This is a genomic window from Paracidovorax sp. (genome assembly GCF_057642795.1).
On the sequence record NZ_JBXYZY010000021.1, the window covers coordinates 206038 to 222653 of the forward strand.

The window sequence follows — 16616 nt, forward strand, 5'->3', positions numbered from 1 at the left end:
CCCGCGCTCATCGAAGGAGCAACAGACATGGATTTGAAACTCAACGGCAAGGTGGCCATCGTGACCGGCGGCAGCCTGGGCATAGGCCGTGCAGTGGCGCAAGCGCTGGCCGCCGAAGGCGTGCGCGTGGGCATCGTGGCCCGCAACCAGGCCACGCTGGAACAGGTGGCGCGCGAGATTACCGAGGCCACCGGCACCGAGGTGATGGCCGCCCCCGCCGACGTGGCGGATACGGCGCAAGTCGATGCTGCGGTCGAACTGATCGCGGCGCGCTTCGGGCGCATCGACATCCTGGTCAACGGCGCCGCGCACCCGGGCGGCCTGGTGCGCAGCGAGATCGAGAACGCGAGCCCCGAAGGCCTGCTGGAAGACATCAACATCAAGGTGGTGGGCTACATGCGCTTCGCCAAGGCGGCGGCGGCCCATATGCGCCGCGGCGGCTGGGGGCGCATCGTCAACATCGGCGGCCTCACGGGCCGGGGCAGCAAGCAGCTCTCGGGCATGCGCAACGTGGCCATCTGCCACCTGACCAAGACGCTGTCGGACCAGCTCGGCCCGGCCGGCATCACGGTGAACGTGATCCATCCCGGCGTGGTCGAGACCCCGCACATCCACGAGCTCTACGCCAAGGAAGCCAAGCTGCAGGGCCTGACGCCCGAGCAGGTCGAGGCCAACTACGCCAAGGCCACGCCCATTCGCCGCGTGCTGCAGGTGCAGGAGATCGCCGACGTGGTGCTCTTCCTCGCCTCCGACCGGGCTGCGGCCATCACGGGTGAATCCATCGCCGTGGATGGCGGCATCACGCGCGGCATCTTCCTCTGAACCCATTGCCTATCGAAGGAGCAGCAGACATGAACGGAACGATTCTGGTCGCAACGGCCGGGCAGGGCATCCTGCGCAGTGCGGACAACGGCACCACCTGGCACCGCCTGGGCCTCAAGGAAGCCATCGAGTTCGATGGCACGGTGCGCTCGCTGGCGGTGGACCCGTCCGACCCCAGCCGCGTGCTGGCGGGCGCCGACGTGGGCATCTGCCTCAGCACCGACGGCGGCGCGCATTTCCAGCGCGTGCCGTCGCCTGCCGACGGGCTCACGGTGTGGGCCATGGCCTTCAGCCCGGCCAACCCCAAGCTGGTTCTGGCGGGCACGGGCGCGCCGTCGCGGGCACGCATGTTCCGCTCGCTGGATGGCGGCCTCACCTGGACGCAGCTGGACGTGGAGCTGCCCGAGTTCTGCTCGGGCGTGCATCGCCCGCGCATCCTGACCGTGGCCTTCCACCCCGAGCGGGCCGAAGAGGTCTGGTTCGGCGTGGAAGAGGGCGGTGCCTGGCGCAGCCAGGATGCCGGCGACACCTGGGAGCGGGTGGACACGCCCGGGCGCGGCATCAACAATTCCGACATCCACGCCATCGCGGTGCTGCCCGCCACGGCCGAGGCGTCCGCCAAGCATGTGGTGGTCACGGTCAACTCGGTGTGCGAAAGCACCGACGACGCCAAGACTTTCACCTTCGCACCCTCCAAGGACCGCTTCGACGGCCTCTACTACACCCGCACGGTGCAGGTGCTGGACCGTGCCGGGAACCAACTGCTGCTGGCGATCGGCGACGGCACGCCCGGTCGCCAGACCCGTATCTACCGCTCCGAAGACCGCGGCCAGACCTGGGCGCAGACGGTGCTGCACACCCCCCCGAACTCCACCGTGTGGGCGTTCGGAGCGCATGCCAGCGACCCGGCGCTGCTCTTTGCCGGCACCAAGTACGGCCATCTGCTGCGCTCTACCGACGGCGGCCTGAGCTGGTACAAGGAATGGCGCGACTTCAGCGAGATCACGGCCGTGGCCTGGACGCCCTTCACGGCGCCGGCCCACGCCCATCCGCAATCCATCCACTGAGCGGCGAGGAGTCCACCCATGTCGGACCACATTCCCGCTCTCCCGCCAGGCGGCGTCGAGGTCAAGGCCCGCATCCGGCGCACCCACCTGGCGCTCTTCGTCAAGGACCCTTTCGCTTCCGCCCCCTGGTACGAGGACGTGCTGGGCATGACGGTGACCGCGCGCGGCGAGCGCTGGGTGTTCCTGACCTTCGGGCAGAAGCACCACGACATCGCGCTCATCCAGGTGGACGACCCCGCAGCCGCCACGCGCGGCACGATCAATCTGCAGCACTACGGGCTGGAGATCGAGGGCGACATGGACGACCTGCGCCGCCTGCACGGCATGTTGCTGCGCAAGGGCGTTCCTGTCGTGAAGACCACCGACCACAAGGTCGGCTACGGGCTCTATTTCGAAGACCCCGACGGACACCGCTTCGAGTTCTTCCTGGAGACCGTGCACGACGACGAAGAGGGTAAGCAGCTGCTGGGCCAATACAACGCGCCCAGCGGCCACTTCGACCTGAAGCCGCTCTGAGTTGAGTCGCAGCGTACGTACAGCCCACCCCATTGCCTGAATCCAACTTTCGGAACCTTTCCCATGACCACCTCTGACCTCAGCGCCTTCCACATCCGCAAGTGGTACCTCCAGATCGAAGACACGCACGCCGGCGAGACCGGCGCCCCGGCCGACGGCGCGCCGCTGCGCAAGATCGTCATCGCCGCCTGCCTGAAGAATCCGTTCGCCGGCCGCTTCGAGCAGGACCTGTCGGCACTGATCGACCCATCGCCCGCACTGGGCCGCGAATTCGCCCGCCGCATCCGCGAGGCCGCCGCCGGCCAGCCCATCGAGAGCTACGGCAAGGCCTGCCTGGTGGGCATCGACGGCGAATACGAGCACGGCAACGCGCTGCTCACCAACCCCGCCGCCAACCCGGTGCGAGAGGGCATCGGCGGTGGAAAGTCGTGGGTGCCTTCAACGGGCAAGCGCGGCGGCCCCGGCACCGTGATCGACATTCCGCTCGCCCACAAGGACGCGCTCTACGTGCGCTCGCATTACGACACCGTCACCGCGCACTTCAGCGACGGCCCCAACCGCGACGAGCTGCTCGTCATCTGGGCCTTCGCCACGCGCGGCCGCCTGAACGCCCGCCTGGGCGGCCTGGCGGCCTCGGATGTCAAGGGCCAGGATGGCCTCTACTGAGCCGAACCGGCGCCCGCTTTCCTCCGCAGAGCCACGCACCATGCAACGCCGCGACCGCACGCTCGCCCTGCGCGGGCTTCGCTTCCACGTCACCGAATGGGGTGACGCCACCGGCTGGCCGGTCGTGATGCTGCACGGCATCCGCGGCTATGCCGAGACCTTCGCCGGCGTCGCGCAGGCGCTGCAGCCGGGCCTGCGCGTCATCGCGTTCGACCAGCGCGGCCGCGGAGAGACCGACTGGGACCCGCTGCACGACTACTACACCGATGCCTATGTGGCCGACCTGAAGGCCGTGGTGCAGGCGCTGGAGCTGCAGCGCTTCGACCTACTCGGGCACTCGATGGGCGGCATCAACGCCATCGTGTATGCGGCGCAGAACCCCTGCCATGTGCGGCGTCTGGTCATCGAAGACGCAGGCCCCGGCGCCTTCGAGGCGAGCGCAGGAGCGCGGCGCATCCGCCAGGAATTCGCCACCACCCCGAGCCGTTTCGACAGCTGGGAGCAGGCCAGCGACTTCATGCGCGCGCTGCGCCCCACGGTCACGGAAGAGGCGCGCCAGCAGCGTCTGCGCAGCATGCTCAAGCCGCTGCCTGACGGTGGCCTCACCTGGCGCTATGACCATGTGGGCATCGCCCGCACACGGCTGGCGCCCGACGCGGCCCGCGTCGTGGACCTGGCCCCCTATGTGAGCGCCATCGCCTGCGAAACCCTGGTGTTGCGTGGCGGCCGGTCCGACTACCTGCAACCCGAGATGGTGGAACGCATGCGTGCTGCCAATCCACTCATCGAGGCGGCGGAAATTCCCGATGCCGGGCATTACGTGCACGACGACCAGGCCGAGCTTTTCGCGCAGGCGGTCAAGGCCTTCCTGCTGCGCCCCCCGGCGCCAGCGGCGGTTGAGGCGACGAAAACAAAGACAACGACTTCCCCGGAAACGACCCCGTGATCCACGAAATCAGAACCTACTCCCTGGTCCCTGGCGGCGTGCGCGAGTACCTGCGCATCTACAACGAAATGGGCCGTGAAGTGCAGACCCAGCTGCTGGGCCAGCTCGTGGCGCTCATGACGCCGGAGACCGGCGACCTCAACCAGCTGGTCTTCCACTGGCGATTCGAGAGCCTCGAAGAGCGTTCGCGCCGCCGCGGCGAGCTGCTGGCGGATGCGCGCTTCGCCGAATTCCGAAAGCAGGTGCGACACCTGCTGGTGCAGCAGGACAGCCGCCTGCTGAGCCCGGCCTGACGGGGCGCGTGCGCCCCCTGCATGAGACGAAGAAAAATGGAGGCTTCCATGACAACACCGATGGACGTGCCCGTGCTGATCGTCGGCGCCGGCCCCGTGGGCGTGACCATCGCCAACCTGCTCGGAACCTACGGCGTGCGCGCCCTCGTGATCGACCGCAGCCCTGCAGTGCTGGACTACCCCCGCGCCGTGGGACTGGACGACGAGGCCCTGCGCACCTTCCAGTCCGCGGGCCTGGCAGACGACATGCTGCGCGACATGATCCAGAACGTGCCCATGCGCATGTACACCGGCTCGCGCCAGTGCTTTGCCGAGATCCTGCCTTCGACCCGCGAATTCGGCTGGTTTCGCCGCAACCTGTTCTCGCAGCCGCTGGGCGAGGCCACGCTGCGAAAGGGCCTGGAGCGGTTCCCCGAGGTGGAGCTGCGCGTGGGCGTGGAACTGCTCGACCTGCAGCAGGACGAGGCGGGCGTCACCGCCACGCTGCGCAACCTGGCTGGCGTGGAAACCCAGGTCCGCGCCAGCTACGTGGTGGCCTGTGACGGCGGCCGCAGCCTGGTGCGCGAGCGCATCCTGAAGCTGCCCTATGAAGGCCGCACACATGCCGCCAAGTGGGTGGTCATCGAGTGCGATGCGGACCCACTGGACGCGCCCTACACCGCGCTGCACTGCGAGCCGCAGCGGCCCCATGTCTGCCTGCGCCTGCCCTATGGCCTGCGACGCTGGGAGTTCATGTTGTTCCCCGGGGAAGACGGCGAGCAGATGCTCGCGCCTGACAAGGTCTGCGAACTGCTGCGCAGCCATGTGGCCGAACCGGAAAAGCTCAACGTGATCCGGGCGCGTGTCTATACCCACAACTCGCGGGTCGCCGGCTCCTTCGTCGTGGGCCGCGTGTGCCTGGCGGGCGACGCCGCCCACATCACGCCGCCCTGGATCGGCCAGGGCCTCAATGCCGGCGTGCGCGACGCCTTCAACCTGGCTTGGAAGCTGGCCTGGATCCTCCAGGGCCGGCTCAAGCCCGAGCTGCTCTCCAGCTACCAGGAAGAGCGCCACGCCCATGCCAAGGCCATGATTGATCTGGCCGACCTGTTCGGCGCCGTGCTATCGCAGCGCAACCGTTTCGTGGCCTGGCTGCGCGACCGGTTCTTCCTGTCGATTCGCAACATTCCGCAGGTGCGTGACTATGTGCTGCAGATGAAGTTCAAGCCCATGCCGCGCTTCACCCGTGGCATCGTGCGCAACAGCGGCGTAGCCCAGCGCGACGAGCTGGTGGGGCGCATGTTCATCCAGCCCAACGTCGAGTTCCGCTGCGGCTTCACCCAGCGCCTGGACGACCTGGTGGGCCCGCGCTTCGCGCTCGTCAGCTGGCGCAGCGACCCGCTGGCCGATGCACCCGCCAGCCTGCGCGCGAGCCTGGATCGCCTGGGCTGCGACCACTACGTGGCCCTGCGCTCGCGGTGTGGCGCCCGCGACTGGGGTTCGCCCGCCGTCGAAGCCATCACCGGCGCGGTGATCCAGGACGTGGAGAACAGCCTGGGCCTGTGGTTCCAGCGCACGGGCGTGGATTGGGTGCTGATCCGGCCCGACCGCTTCATCGCCGCCGTGGGCGCTGCGTCCGACGCCGTGCCCGAGCTGACGGCCTTCTGCGGCGACGTGCTGGCCGATGGTGCCGTGCCGGCAGCAAAAGCCCAGCACACCGCGCCGGCCGAGGCCCTGGCCGCCTGAGCCGACGCTTGCCGCAGGGGCGGGCTGTCATCACCGGCCGTCCCGCTCCCTTGACATCCCATCCCCTCGGTCCATCACCGGGGCGCCTGCGCCCCAGATTCCCTACGACCATGTACCCCGAACTCCTGCTCTACATCGACGGCCGTTTCCAAGGCCTGGCCGGACGCCAGTTCCAGGAAGTGCGCGACCCCGCCACCCTGGAGCCGCTGGGCCGGCTGCCCTGGGCCACCAGCGCGGACATCGACCACGCGCTGAACGCAGCCCACGCCGCCTTCCAGACCTGGCGCGAGGTCTCGCCACTGGAGCGCTCGGACGTGCTGCGCCGCGTCGCCGCGCTCACCCGCGAACGCTCTGCCGCCATCGGCCGCGCCATCACGCAGGACAACGGCAAGCCGCTGGCCGATGCGGTGGCCGAAGTCCTCAACGCCGCCGAGCACATCGAGTGGCATGCCGAGGAAGGCCGGCGCATCTACGGCCGGGTGGTGCCTTCGCGCGACCCGGCCGTGCGGCAGTGGGTGGCGCGGGAGCCGGCCGGCGTCTGCGCGGCCGTCAGTCCCTGGAACTTTCCCTTCGGCCAGGCCATGAAGAAGGCGGCCGCCGCCATCGCGGCCGGCTGCACCATGGTGCTCAAGGGGCCGGAGGAATCGCCCAGCGCGATCGTGGCGATGGCCCGGCTCTTCCATGATGCGGGCCTGCCCGCGGGCGTGTTCAACATCCTCTGGGGCCCGCCGGCCGAAATATCCCGCCGGCTGATCGAGGCGCCGCAGGTGCGCGTCGTCTCCTTCACCGGATCGGTGCCGGTGGGGCGGCAGTTGGCGGCGCTGGCGGCCTCCCACCTCAAGCGCATAACCATGGAACTGGGCGGCCATGCGCCGGTACTGGTGTTCGACGATGCCGACGTGCCCCGTGCCGCCAGCCTGCTGGCGCGCATGAAATCGCGCAATGCGGGCCAGGTCTGCGTGTCGCCCACACGCTTTTTCGTCCAGAGCGGCGTGCATGACCGCTTCCTCGCCGCCTTCGCCGAAGCCCTGGCCACCGTGCGCGTGGGCCATGGCCTGGAGGACGGCGTGCAGATGGGCCCACTGATCCACGAACGGCGCCTGCAGGCCGTGAGTGAGCTGGTGCGCGACGCGGAACAGGCCGGTGCCGACGTGGTGCTGGGCGGCCAGCGCCTGCCGGGGCCTGGCCACTTTCATGCCCTGACCTTGCTGGCTGGCGTGCCCGACACAGCCCGTGTCATGCGCGAGGAACCTTTCGGCCCCGTCGCTGCACTGGTCCGCTTCGACACGGCGGACGAGGCCGTGCAGCGAGCCAACGCGTTGCCCTTCGGGCTGGCCTCGTATGTCTTCACGACCTCGCTGCAAACCTCGCACCGCGTGGCGCAGCGGCTGGAGGCCGGCATGGTCAACATCAACCACTCCGGCATGGCCCATCCGGAGCTGCCCTTCGGCGGCGTCAAGGACAGCGGCTTCGGCAGCGAAGGCGGCACCGAATCGTTCGACGCCTTCCTGGTGACCAAGATGGTCACGCAGATCTGAGCCTTCCCATTTCCCTTTCCACACATTCCCAGGACCCATTTCGCATGCTGAACCTGAAAGACCCCGCGCTGCTGCGCGATCAATGCCTCGTGGACGGCCGCTGGATTTCCGGCGAGCGCACCATCGACGTCACCAATCCTGCGACCGGCGCCGTCATTGGCCAGGTGCCACGCCTGGGCCAGAGCGAGACGCGCGAGGCCATCGCCGCCGCTGACCGCGCCTGGCCCGCCTGGCGTGCCCGCACGGCGCACGAGCGTTCGGCGCTGCTGGCCCGCTGGCATGCGCTGATCCTGGAGCACCAGGACGATCTCGCGCGCATCATGACAGCCGAGCAGGGCAAGCCGCTGGCCGAGGCGCGTGGCGAGATCGGCTATGCCGCCTCGTTCATCCAGTGGTTCGCGGAAGAGGCCAAGCGGGTTTATGGCGAGACCATTCCCGCGCCCATCGCCTCCCAGCGCATCGTGGTCACCAAGGAGCCGGTGGGCGTTTGCGCTGCCATCACGCCTTGGAACTTTCCCGCCGCCATGATCACGCGCAAGGCCGGTCCGGCCCTCGCCGCCGGCTGCGTAATGGTCGTCAAGCCGGCCAGCCAGACGCCGCTCACGGCGCTGGCCCTGGCGGCCCTGGCCGAGCGCGCCGGCATTCCGGCGGGCGTGCTGTCGGTGGTCACGGGCGCGGCCGGCGAGGTCGGCACCGAGCTGGCCACCAACCCGCTGGTGCGCAAGCTCAGCTTCACCGGCTCGACCGAAGTGGGCCGGCACCTGATGCAGCAGACGGCCGCCACGGTCAAGAAGGTGTCGATGGAGCTGGGCGGCAACGCGCCCTTCATCGTGTTCGAAGATGCCGATCTGGACGCGGCCGTGGAAGGCGCCATCGTCTCCAAGTTCCGCAATGCCGGCCAGACCTGCGTCTGCGCCAATCGGCTCTATGTGCATGACAGCGTCCACGACGCCTTCGCGGACAAACTCGCCGCTGCGCTCGCGGCACTGAAGGTGGGCCCGGGCGACGAGGAGGGCGTGCGCATCGGCCCGCTGATCGACGAGGCCGCCGTGCGCAAGGTGGAAGAGCACCTGGCGGATGCCACCGCCAAGGGCGCGCGCGTGGTCACGGGCGGGCATCGCCACGCGCTGGGGCGCAGCTTCTTCGAGCCCACCCTGGTGGTGGGCGTGACGCAGGCGATGCGCGTGGCCCGCGAGGAGACCTTCGGCCCCATGGCGCCGCTCTTCCGCTTCCGCACCGAGGATGAAGTAGTCGCCATGGCGAACGACACCGAGTTCGGGCTCGCCAGCTATTTCTACGCCCGCGATCTGGGCCGCGTGTGGCGCGTGGCCGAACGCCTGGAATACGGCATGGTGGGCGTGAACACCGGTCTTATCTCCAACGAGGTGGCACCCTTCGGCGGCGTCAAGCAGTCCGGCCTGGGGCGCGAGGGTTCGCGCCACGGCATTGAGGACTATCTGACCATCAAGTACATCAACATGGCGGGCATCTGAGGCGCTGCCTGCCTGTCATCCGAACTTCCCTCTTCATCCCTTTCTTTCGCCGCCCGTTTCACGGAGAACCCATGTCTGCAACCCGCGCTCCCGACCATCCCATCGATCCGCTCTTCACCAACCGCTGGTCGCCCCGCGCCTTCGCCGGCACCGCGATTCCACAAGCCGCCTTGCTGAGCTTGCTGGAAGCTGCGCGGTGGGCGCCTTCGGCCTACAACGCGCAGCCATGGCGTTTCGTCTATGCGCGCCGCGACACCGCCGCCTGGGCGCCCATCTTCGGTTCGTTGGTGGAATTCAATCAGGGCTGGGCGCAACATGCGGCAGCGCTCGTGGTCGTGATCTCTGCAGAGGAGGCCGTGTTCCCCGGGGCCGAGTCGGCGGCGCCCAATGCCTCGCATGCCTTCGATGCCGGCGCCGCCTGGGCGAGCATCGCGTTCCAGGCCACTCTTTCGGGTTGGGCCGCCCATGCCATGGCCGGCTTCGACGCGGAGGCGCTCCAGAGTGCGGTGGGCCTGTCCGAAGGCTACGTGATCCACGCCGTGGTGGCCATCGGCCGCCCGGGCGACAAGGCAGCGCTGCCCGACTATCTGCAGGCCATGGAGCAGCCCAGTGGCCGTAGGCCCTTGGGCGAGCTGGCGGCCGAAGGGCGCTTCCGTTCCGACGGCGCCTGAACGGCAGCGTGATGTGACACCCGAGGGCGCAGGCGAAATGCCTGCGCCCTTTTTTCTGGTCAGGGCGCTTTCAGTGCGCTTTCAGGGTTGCGCGCTGACTGCACCGCCGGCGGCGACAGGGCCCTGGCGTGAATAGACCACGGCGCGGGCTTGGGGACCGAGCGCCACCGAGGTCAGGCCCAGGCGATCGGGCCGGTTCTCAGTCTCGAAGCTCGCTCCCCCGTCCTGGCTGCGCAGCATCAACCCGTCCAGTCCCACGCCTACCACCTGTCTGCCCGATGCGGCCAGTGCGGTGATCGAGGACTGGCTGTGCGTATCCACGCGCTGCCAGCTCTGGCCGTCATCGGTGCTGCGGTAGAGCGCGCCGCGCATGCCGGCCGCCAGCAGGGTGCCGTCGGCCAGGGCGGCGCCGGTCCAGAAGGAGCCCTGGTAGCCGGTGTGCAGATAGGTCCAGTGCCGGCCCTGGTCATCGGAGCGCAGCACCGTGCCTTTCTCGGCCGCGGCGAAGAGGCGACCTTTGGCATCGGCGAAGAGGCTCATCAGATTCAGGTCGGCCTTGCGAGCGCCCTCGGGAACCGGCATCTCCACCGTCTGCCAGGTGGCGCCGCCGTCCTCCGTCGTCAGCACCAGGGACCAGAGGCCCACCGCGACGCCATGCCGCGGATCGAAGAAATGCACGGCGAAGAGGGGGCGATCGTTCTGCAGGTCCTTGCGCTGCAGCGTCCAGGTCTCGCCGCCGTCGGCCGTGTGCAGGATGGCGCCGGCATGGCCCACGGCCCAGCCCTGGCGGTCGTCCGCGAAGCTCACGGACGTGAGGGTGATGTCCACCGGCACCGAGCGCGCCTGGCGGTGCGTCTTGCCGCCGTCGTCCGAGAGCAGCACCACGCCGTGTTCGCCCACGGCCACCAGGCGGGAACCGGCGTGGGCGCTGGCCAGCAGCATGGCCTGACTGGCGTGGCGCACGAGCTGGGCGGGCGCGATTTGTGGAGTGGAGGGCAGCGCCGCCGCTGCGGCAGCCGGCGGAGTGAGCGGCGTGGGCTGGGCCCCTCCGCTGGCAGGCAGCGCGAGTGCCGCGCACAGCCACAGGGCGGGAAGAGTCTGGGGCAGGGGTGTGGTGGATTTCATGGAGGGGAAGCCAGTCTGCAGAAAAGGAACGGCATCAGTGGGCATCAGTGGTGCTGCAGGCCCGTGGCCTGCACCGGCGTGCGGCGCGGAAAGAGGCGCTCCAGCCAGACCGCGACGGCGGGAAGGGCCGTCATGGCCATCACCATGTTCACCATGAACATGAAGGCCAGCAGCTTGCCCATGTCGGCCTGGAACTTGAGCTGCGAGAACGACCAGGTCGCCACGCCGATGGCCAGCGTGATGGCGGTGAAGATGGTGGCCGTGCCCACCTCCAGGATCGAGTTCTCCACGGCCTTGACCATGGGCTGGCCGTTCGCCAGATGCATCAGCAGGCGGTTGTAGATGTAGAAGGCATAGTCCACGCCGATGCCCACGGCCAGCACCATCACCGGCAGGGTGGCCACGGTGAGGCCGATCTGCAGCTCCTTCATGAACCAGTAGCCGATGAAGGTGCCCACGGTGAGCGGCAGGCAGCAGGCGATGACCGCGCGCAGGTCGCGATACACCGCGAACACCAGCACCACGATGGCGGCATAGACGTAGAGCATCATCGGCAGCTCGCTCTTTTCGACCTCGTCGTCGATGGCGGCCAGCACTCCGGCGTTGCCCGAGGCCAGCCGCACCTGCATGCCGGGCATGGGGTGCTCACTGCGGAACTGCTTGACGGCGTCGATTACCCGCTGAATGGTCGTGGCCTTGTGATCGGTCAGGAAGAGGTGGACGGCGGTCATGCTGCAGTCCTTGCGCATGGTGCCGGGGATGCGGGAGATCTCGGTGGAGAGCGCAGCGTAGTTGCCTGGGTCCAGCGGCACCACGGCCATCTTCGGGTTGCCTTCGTTATAGCCCTCGTTGTAGAGGCGCAGCTGGCCGGCATACGAGGCCACCGAGAGCACACCCTCGACCGGCTGCATGGCCCACGTGAAACGGTCCTGGTAGAGCCCGACGTTAGGGTTCTCGCAGCTGTTGGGCGGCGCTTCGAAGATCACGGTGATCCAGTCCAGGCCGGTGTCGTAGTGGCTGGAGATGGCCACCGCGTCGCGGTTGAAGCGCGAATCCTCGCGCAGCTCGGGCGCGCCGGGCTGTAGCGTGCCCACAACGCGGTCGCGGCTTTGCCAGACCGCAGCGGCGAACACCACCGCTGTCACCGCCAGCACCATCAGAGCGTTGCGCGGCTCGGCCACGCGTGCCAGGGTGCGCAGCCAGTGCGAGCGCTTTTCGCGGAGCACCAGGGCCGAATCCGCATAGTGCCTGCCGATGTCGAAGTACGAGGCGGCGACGGGCAGCATCACGAGGTTGGTGACGATCTTGTAGGCCACCCCCAGCGAGGCGGTGATGGCCAGCTCGCGCACCATCGGGATCGGGATCAGCAGCAGCGTGACGAACGAAACGAAGGCCGTGACGAGTGCCAGCGTGCCGGGAATCAGCAGGCCGGTGAAGCTGTCGCGGCAGGCGTCGTAGTTGCTGCGGCCCTGCGAGATCTGCCGCACGATGAAGTTGATCTGTTGCACGCCGTGCGACACGCCGATGGCGAACACCAGAAAGGGCACCAGCACCCCAAGCGGATCGAGCCCGAAGCCCAGCAGCCTAAGCGTGCCGAACTGCCACACCAGCGAGGTGAGCGAGCACACGATGGGCAGCAGCGTGAAGCGCAGCGAACGGCAGTACCAGTACACGGCGAAGGCCGTGAGCACCAGCGCGATGGCGCAGAACTTGAGCACCGAGCGGGCGCCGTCCGCGATGTCGCCGATCTGCTTGGCGAAACCGATGATCTGGATCTCGAAGTTGGAATCCTCGAATTTCGCGCGGATGCGGTCTTCGAGCAGATGGTTGTAGGCCACGTAGTCCAGCTTGTGGTTGTCCGCGTCGAACTCCAGCAGCTCGGCCGTGATCATGGCGCTGGTCTCGTCGCGCGAGACCAGGGTGCCCAGGAAGCCGCCCTGCGACGTGGCGCGCCGGATGTTGGCGATGGAGGCCGGCGTCAGCTGCTCGGGGGTGATGGTGCTGTCGATCAGAGGATCGGCGCGGAAGCCTTCTTCGGTGATCTCGTTGACGAAGCTGTTGGGCGTCCAGATGGAGCTTACGCCCAGCCGCTGCACGTTGGGCAGGTAGGTGACGGCCTGGGTCACCTCGTAGATGCGTTTGAGCGCCTGGGCGTTCCAGATGTTGCCGTGGCGCGCCTTGACGACGATGTTGAGCCGGTTGGCGCCCAGCACATCGTTGCGGTATTCCTGGAAGGTGGCGATGTATTCGTGCCCGGCCGGCATCTGCTTGTCGAAGCCGGCATCCATGCGCAGCTGCACCGCAAACCAGGCCATCACCAGAGTGAACAGCGCCAGCACGGCCAGCAGGGCGGTGCGGCGGCGAAAGACGATCCGCTCGACGCGCTGCACGGCGCGCACGATGCGGGAGGGAGAGGGGGAGGAGTCTGGCACGGGCGGCTTTCAACAGACGGTCGGAAAGGGAAAGCACCGGCGGCGCTGGCATGAGGCCGGCCCCGGCGCGGGAGGCGTGGACGGCGGCGGGCCTGCGCAGGCACCGCCGCCCGGATCGTCAGAAGTTGCGCGAGAGCGTGATGCCCACATAGTTGCGGTCGCGCAGCGGCTGATCGAACACCCGTTTGCCGCCGAAGAAGGCCGCGTAGTTGATCGTGGCCTGCCACTTCGCCGGGTTCTGCACGAAGCTCACCATCAGGTTGACCGACTTGGCGCCTTCCATCAGCTGGCCCGCCCCGTTGGGCGTGCGGCCCTTCACGGCCTGGAAGTAGTAGATCTCCGGGATCACCTGCCATCCGGGAATCAGGCTGCCGTCATAGACCCAGCTGAAGTCCACGTTGTAGCCCCAGGCGGTCTTGGAGCCCATGGGCATGGCCGACGCACCGGCGTTGTATTCCTGGCCCCAACCCCAGGCACCGGCCGATATCGGGTCGGCGCCATACATCTGCTTCAAGTGCGGGTAGCGCACCACCACCGCCTCGGCGCTCAGCGTGGCGGTATCGGCGCCCAGGAAGTTCAGGATGCCCTGGGAGTTGCTGGGCGTCATGCTGTAGAGCCCGGTCAGATGCCACTGGAACTTCTTCTCGTCCACCCAGCAATTGCCGTTTTGCGAAAGGCAGCCGCCGCTGGAGTTGAGCGACACCGCGTCACGTGGGCGGTACGAGAGCTCGGTGCCGATCGACCAGTCGCCCAGCGGCATGTTCGCGCTCACGCCGTAGAGGCGGCGGTTCTCGGCGAAGGCCCATCCGGCGCGACCCGTGCCCCCTGCGTTGGTGCTGAAATTGGCACCCTTGTCCTGGTAGTTGAGGATGTAGGCGCCCAGGTTCAGCGACGTGCCCTCGGGCTGATAGCGCAGCGCCAGGCCCCATTGGCCGCTGTTCTTGGGCTTGACCTCGGCCAGGCCGTAGGCCTCGTGCCCCCGGCCCAGGCCGTTGGCGGTGGACCAGTAGCTGCCGGTGGGGGGCATGTAGTTGCCGTTCCAGTGCGTCTGTACGTAGCCCTCGATGTTCAGTCCATGGCCCAGGCCGCTGGCGACGCTGATCATGGGCGCGGGCAGCAGCACTTCCTTGAGCTGGGTGCCAGGCTGCGAGGCACGCATCACGTCCACCGCGTTGGTGCTGTTGATGCCGCCCGCAAGGAACAGACTTTCGCCCCAGTTGATGACCTGATTGCCGATGCGCACGCGGGCTCGCTGGTCTCCGATGTCGAAGGACTTGCTGACCCAGAAGTCCAGCAGCCGCGCCTTGAAGTTCAGGTCCCCGCGCGCGTCGGACGCGAGGCCGTCCGTGAGGTCGGGCGGCGTGCCGGCGCTCAGGTAGCCCGTGGTGTGTGTCGCTGTGAAGTCCTTGAGCCAGTTGACGCGGCCCAGGAAGGTGACGTCTGAGGGCATCTTCAGCAGCAGTTCATGGCTGCCCTTGATGTAGGTGGTGAAGGCGTCCCCCCTGGCGTAATTGAGGTTGCCCTGGTCGCCGAGGGCCGATGTGGGCGCCAGGCACCCTCCAGGCGCACCGTTACCCGAAGCGCCCGCGATGATGAGCGAGCAGTCCGGCGACTTGGCCCGGATGCCCGTGCCGATGGTGATGGTCGAGTCGAAGCTGCCGCGCAGGTTCTCGGTCTCGAAGGTCACGGCGCCGGCCTGCGTGCCCAGCAGGGCGAGGCCGGCGAGCGCCGTCGAGCGCAACGGAAGGCGGTGGTGCCGCGGGTGCCGCTGGGGGCGGCGTTGGAAAGGCTGGTGCATGGCGTTCTCCCTGTCCTTGGTATGGCTTGCTGTGGTGGTGTTCTCGCGGCCGTCCGCTCAGCGTTCGCTGATGGCGCGCAGGTTGTCCGAGGTGAAGAAGCTCGCCTTGAAACGCGGGCCGTTGGGCTCGGTGAACCAGCGGATGTCCTTGCCCACGCCGACGGTGTGCGTGTCGAACACGTAGCGGCCTTCGGCCAGGTTGTTCTGCACCATGGCCATCACGTCGCAGCTACCGGTCTCATAGACGGGGATGAGAAAGCCTTCGCGCATCTTGGCCAGCTTGTTCTGGCCGTCGAAGTCGTCCATCAGCAGGGGCGCCCAGCTGTCCTCGTCCAGGTAGATGGTGCGTTTGGGCGCTGAGTGGCGCATGCCGGCCTTGACCGTGGCGTCGATCACCCAGACGCGGTGCAGCTCGTAGCGGCGGTGCAAGGGAGCGATGAAGTCGGGCTGGGCCACGTCCTCGAACTTGGCCTTGAAGTCGTAGGCACCGAAAGCGTTGTAGGGCACATAGATTTCCTTCTTGCCCACCAGCTTCCAGTCGAAGCGGTCCAGCGCGCCGTTGAAGACCTGCGGCTCGTCCAGCGTGTACTGGTTCTCCATGCCAATCTGCGGCGCATCGTGCGAATAGGCGGGCATGCGGCGCACGCGGCGCTGGCCGGGGAAGTAGTAGAACGTTTCGTTCTCGGCCTGGTTCAGGTACTGCGTGATGGCCACGGCCTGGCCTGCCAGCGCAGCCGGCGCGACGTAGCCGAAATACACGTAGAACTCCACCGGCGGCAGCGACGAGAGCTGGGCCGATCCCTTCGCGCCCGTCGGAATGAACACCGTCTGCTCGGAATCGGCGCGGATCCATTCGGTACTGCCGCGGCGCGGCGACACGGCGGTGATGGTGCCCTTGTAGTCGATGCCCACGCCCCGGTACCGCATCTTGGAGTTCCACATGGCTTCCACGCCCGAGGCCGGAATGGGGAAGGGATAGCCCGGCACGGTGGCTTCCTTGAGGCTCCAGCCGTCGTCGGAGAGCTTGGCCGTGCCCACGTTCTTACGCGTGTTGGCCGCGACGAAGTCCGGCACGCCGCAGGTACGGTGGCTGGGATAGACGTCCATGCGGTAGTCCTTGCGCTGCTTGAGCATGGCCAGCTGGCCGGCGCTCAGCTTGTCGGCGTACTTGTCGGCGTTGGAGGCGTCGATGCTGAAGAGCGGCTTTTCGTCCTTATGCTTCCAGAAATTGCGGCGCAGCTTGCCCCATTCCCAGCCGGGCAGTGGTGCCTCAGCGCCTTGCCAGGCCGGAATGCTGCCGTCCTTGTTGGCGCCCTTTTCCGCGCCCGAGGGCGTGAGCTTGTCCAGCTGGGCAATGTCGGCGGCGCCGGCTGCCAGCGGGGCGCCCAGCAGTTGCGCTGCCAGGACGGCGGTCCATGTGGCTCGGGACAGGGGTGCGAGCGCTCGGTTCTTCTTCAGACGTGGCATGGGTTCTCCAGAGGGTTGGCTGACTTCGTTCGAAGGGGAAAGGCCGTCGCTTCGGGG

14 protein-coding genes are annotated in these 16616 nt (G+C 68.0%); 10 read left to right on the top strand and 4 right to left on the bottom strand.

Translation table 11 applies throughout. The features are described 5' to 3' along the window. Positions 1–27 precede the first annotated feature (27 nt). The 10 genes from AC3A84_RS07865 (at position 28) to AC3A84_RS07910 (ending at position 9737) form a co-directional block, all read left to right on the top strand. Positions 28–822 carry an SDR family NAD(P)-dependent oxidoreductase gene (locus AC3A84_RS07865; protein WP_487969033.1) on the top strand — a complete coding sequence of 265 codons (795 nt, stop codon included), beginning with the start codon at positions 28–30 and terminating at the stop codon, positions 820–822. A gap of 29 nt (positions 823–851) precedes the next feature. Then, positions 852–1889 carry a WD40/YVTN/BNR-like repeat-containing protein gene (locus AC3A84_RS07870; RefSeq protein WP_487969034.1) on the top strand — a complete coding sequence of 346 codons (1038 nt, stop codon included), beginning with the start codon at positions 852–854 and terminating at the stop codon, positions 1887–1889. Positions 1890–1907: 18 nt separating this feature from the next. After that, entirely contained in the window at positions 1908–2405 is a 498-nt protein-coding gene (locus AC3A84_RS07875; protein ID WP_487969035.1) for a VOC family protein, read from the top strand. Positions 2406–2468: 63 nt separating this feature from the next. Beyond that, positions 2469–3071, top strand: coding sequence for an amino acid synthesis family protein (locus AC3A84_RS07880; protein ID WP_487969036.1), 603 nt, complete (start codon positions 2469–2471; stop codon positions 3069–3071). A 40-nt stretch (positions 3072–3111) separates the two neighbouring features. Beyond that, positions 3112–4017 carry an alpha/beta fold hydrolase gene (locus tag AC3A84_RS07885; RefSeq protein ID WP_487969037.1) on the top strand — a complete coding sequence of 302 codons (906 nt, stop codon included), beginning with the start codon at positions 3112–3114 and terminating at the stop codon, positions 4015–4017. Beyond that, a complete protein-coding gene (locus AC3A84_RS07890) occupies positions 4014–4310 on the top strand; it encodes an NIPSNAP family protein (protein ID WP_487969038.1) in 297 nt (98 codons plus the stop codon). The genes AC3A84_RS07885 and AC3A84_RS07890 overlap by 4 nt, the downstream gene beginning before the upstream one ends. Positions 4311–4358: 48 nt before the next feature. After that, on the top strand, positions 4359–6035 hold the full coding sequence (locus AC3A84_RS07895) for a bifunctional 3-(3-hydroxy-phenyl)propionate/3-hydroxycinnamic acid hydroxylase (protein WP_487969039.1): 1677 nt from the start codon (positions 4359–4361) through the stop codon (positions 6033–6035). 110 nt (positions 6036–6145) lie between these two features. Continuing rightward, on the top strand, positions 6146–7573 hold the full coding sequence (locus AC3A84_RS07900) for an NAD-dependent succinate-semialdehyde dehydrogenase (RefSeq protein WP_487969040.1): 1428 nt from the start codon (positions 6146–6148) through the stop codon (positions 7571–7573). A 44-nt stretch (positions 7574–7617) separates the two neighbouring features. Beyond that, positions 7618–9066 carry an NAD-dependent succinate-semialdehyde dehydrogenase gene (locus AC3A84_RS07905; protein WP_487969041.1) on the top strand — a complete coding sequence of 483 codons (1449 nt, stop codon included), beginning with the start codon at positions 7618–7620 and terminating at the stop codon, positions 9064–9066. A gap of 71 nt (positions 9067–9137) precedes the next feature. Further along, positions 9138–9737 carry a nitroreductase family protein gene (locus tag AC3A84_RS07910; protein ID WP_487969042.1) on the top strand — a complete coding sequence of 200 codons (600 nt, stop codon included), beginning with the start codon at positions 9138–9140 and terminating at the stop codon, positions 9735–9737. An 81-nt stretch (positions 9738–9818) separates the two neighbouring features. On the opposite strand, the gene AC3A84_RS07915 is transcribed toward AC3A84_RS07910, so the two are convergent. The 4 genes from AC3A84_RS07915 to AC3A84_RS07930 all read right to left on the bottom strand — a co-directional run bounded on the left by AC3A84_RS07915 (position 9819) and on the right by AC3A84_RS07930 (position 16559). Beyond that, positions 9819–10862 (bottom strand): WD40/YVTN/BNR-like repeat-containing protein, encoded by a 1044-nt coding sequence (locus tag AC3A84_RS07915; RefSeq protein ID WP_487969043.1) that lies wholly within the window; start codon positions 10860–10862, stop codon positions 9819–9821. A 44-nt stretch (positions 10863–10906) separates the two neighbouring features. After that, on the bottom strand, positions 10907–13294 hold the full coding sequence (locus tag AC3A84_RS07920) for an efflux RND transporter permease subunit (RefSeq protein WP_487969044.1): 2388 nt from the start codon (positions 13292–13294) through the stop codon (positions 10907–10909). 118 nt (positions 13295–13412) lie between these two features. Continuing rightward, on the bottom strand, positions 13413–15092 hold the full coding sequence (locus AC3A84_RS07925) for a DUF1302 domain-containing protein (RefSeq protein WP_487969045.1): 1680 nt from the start codon (positions 15090–15092) through the stop codon (positions 13413–13415). A 57-nt stretch (positions 15093–15149) separates the two neighbouring features. Continuing rightward, the gene (locus AC3A84_RS07930; RefSeq protein ID WP_487969046.1) at positions 15150–16559 is read right to left on the bottom strand and encodes a DUF1329 domain-containing protein; all 1410 of its coding nucleotides are present in this window, start codon (positions 16557–16559) and stop codon (positions 15150–15152) included. Positions 16560–16616: the final 57 nt, after the last annotated feature.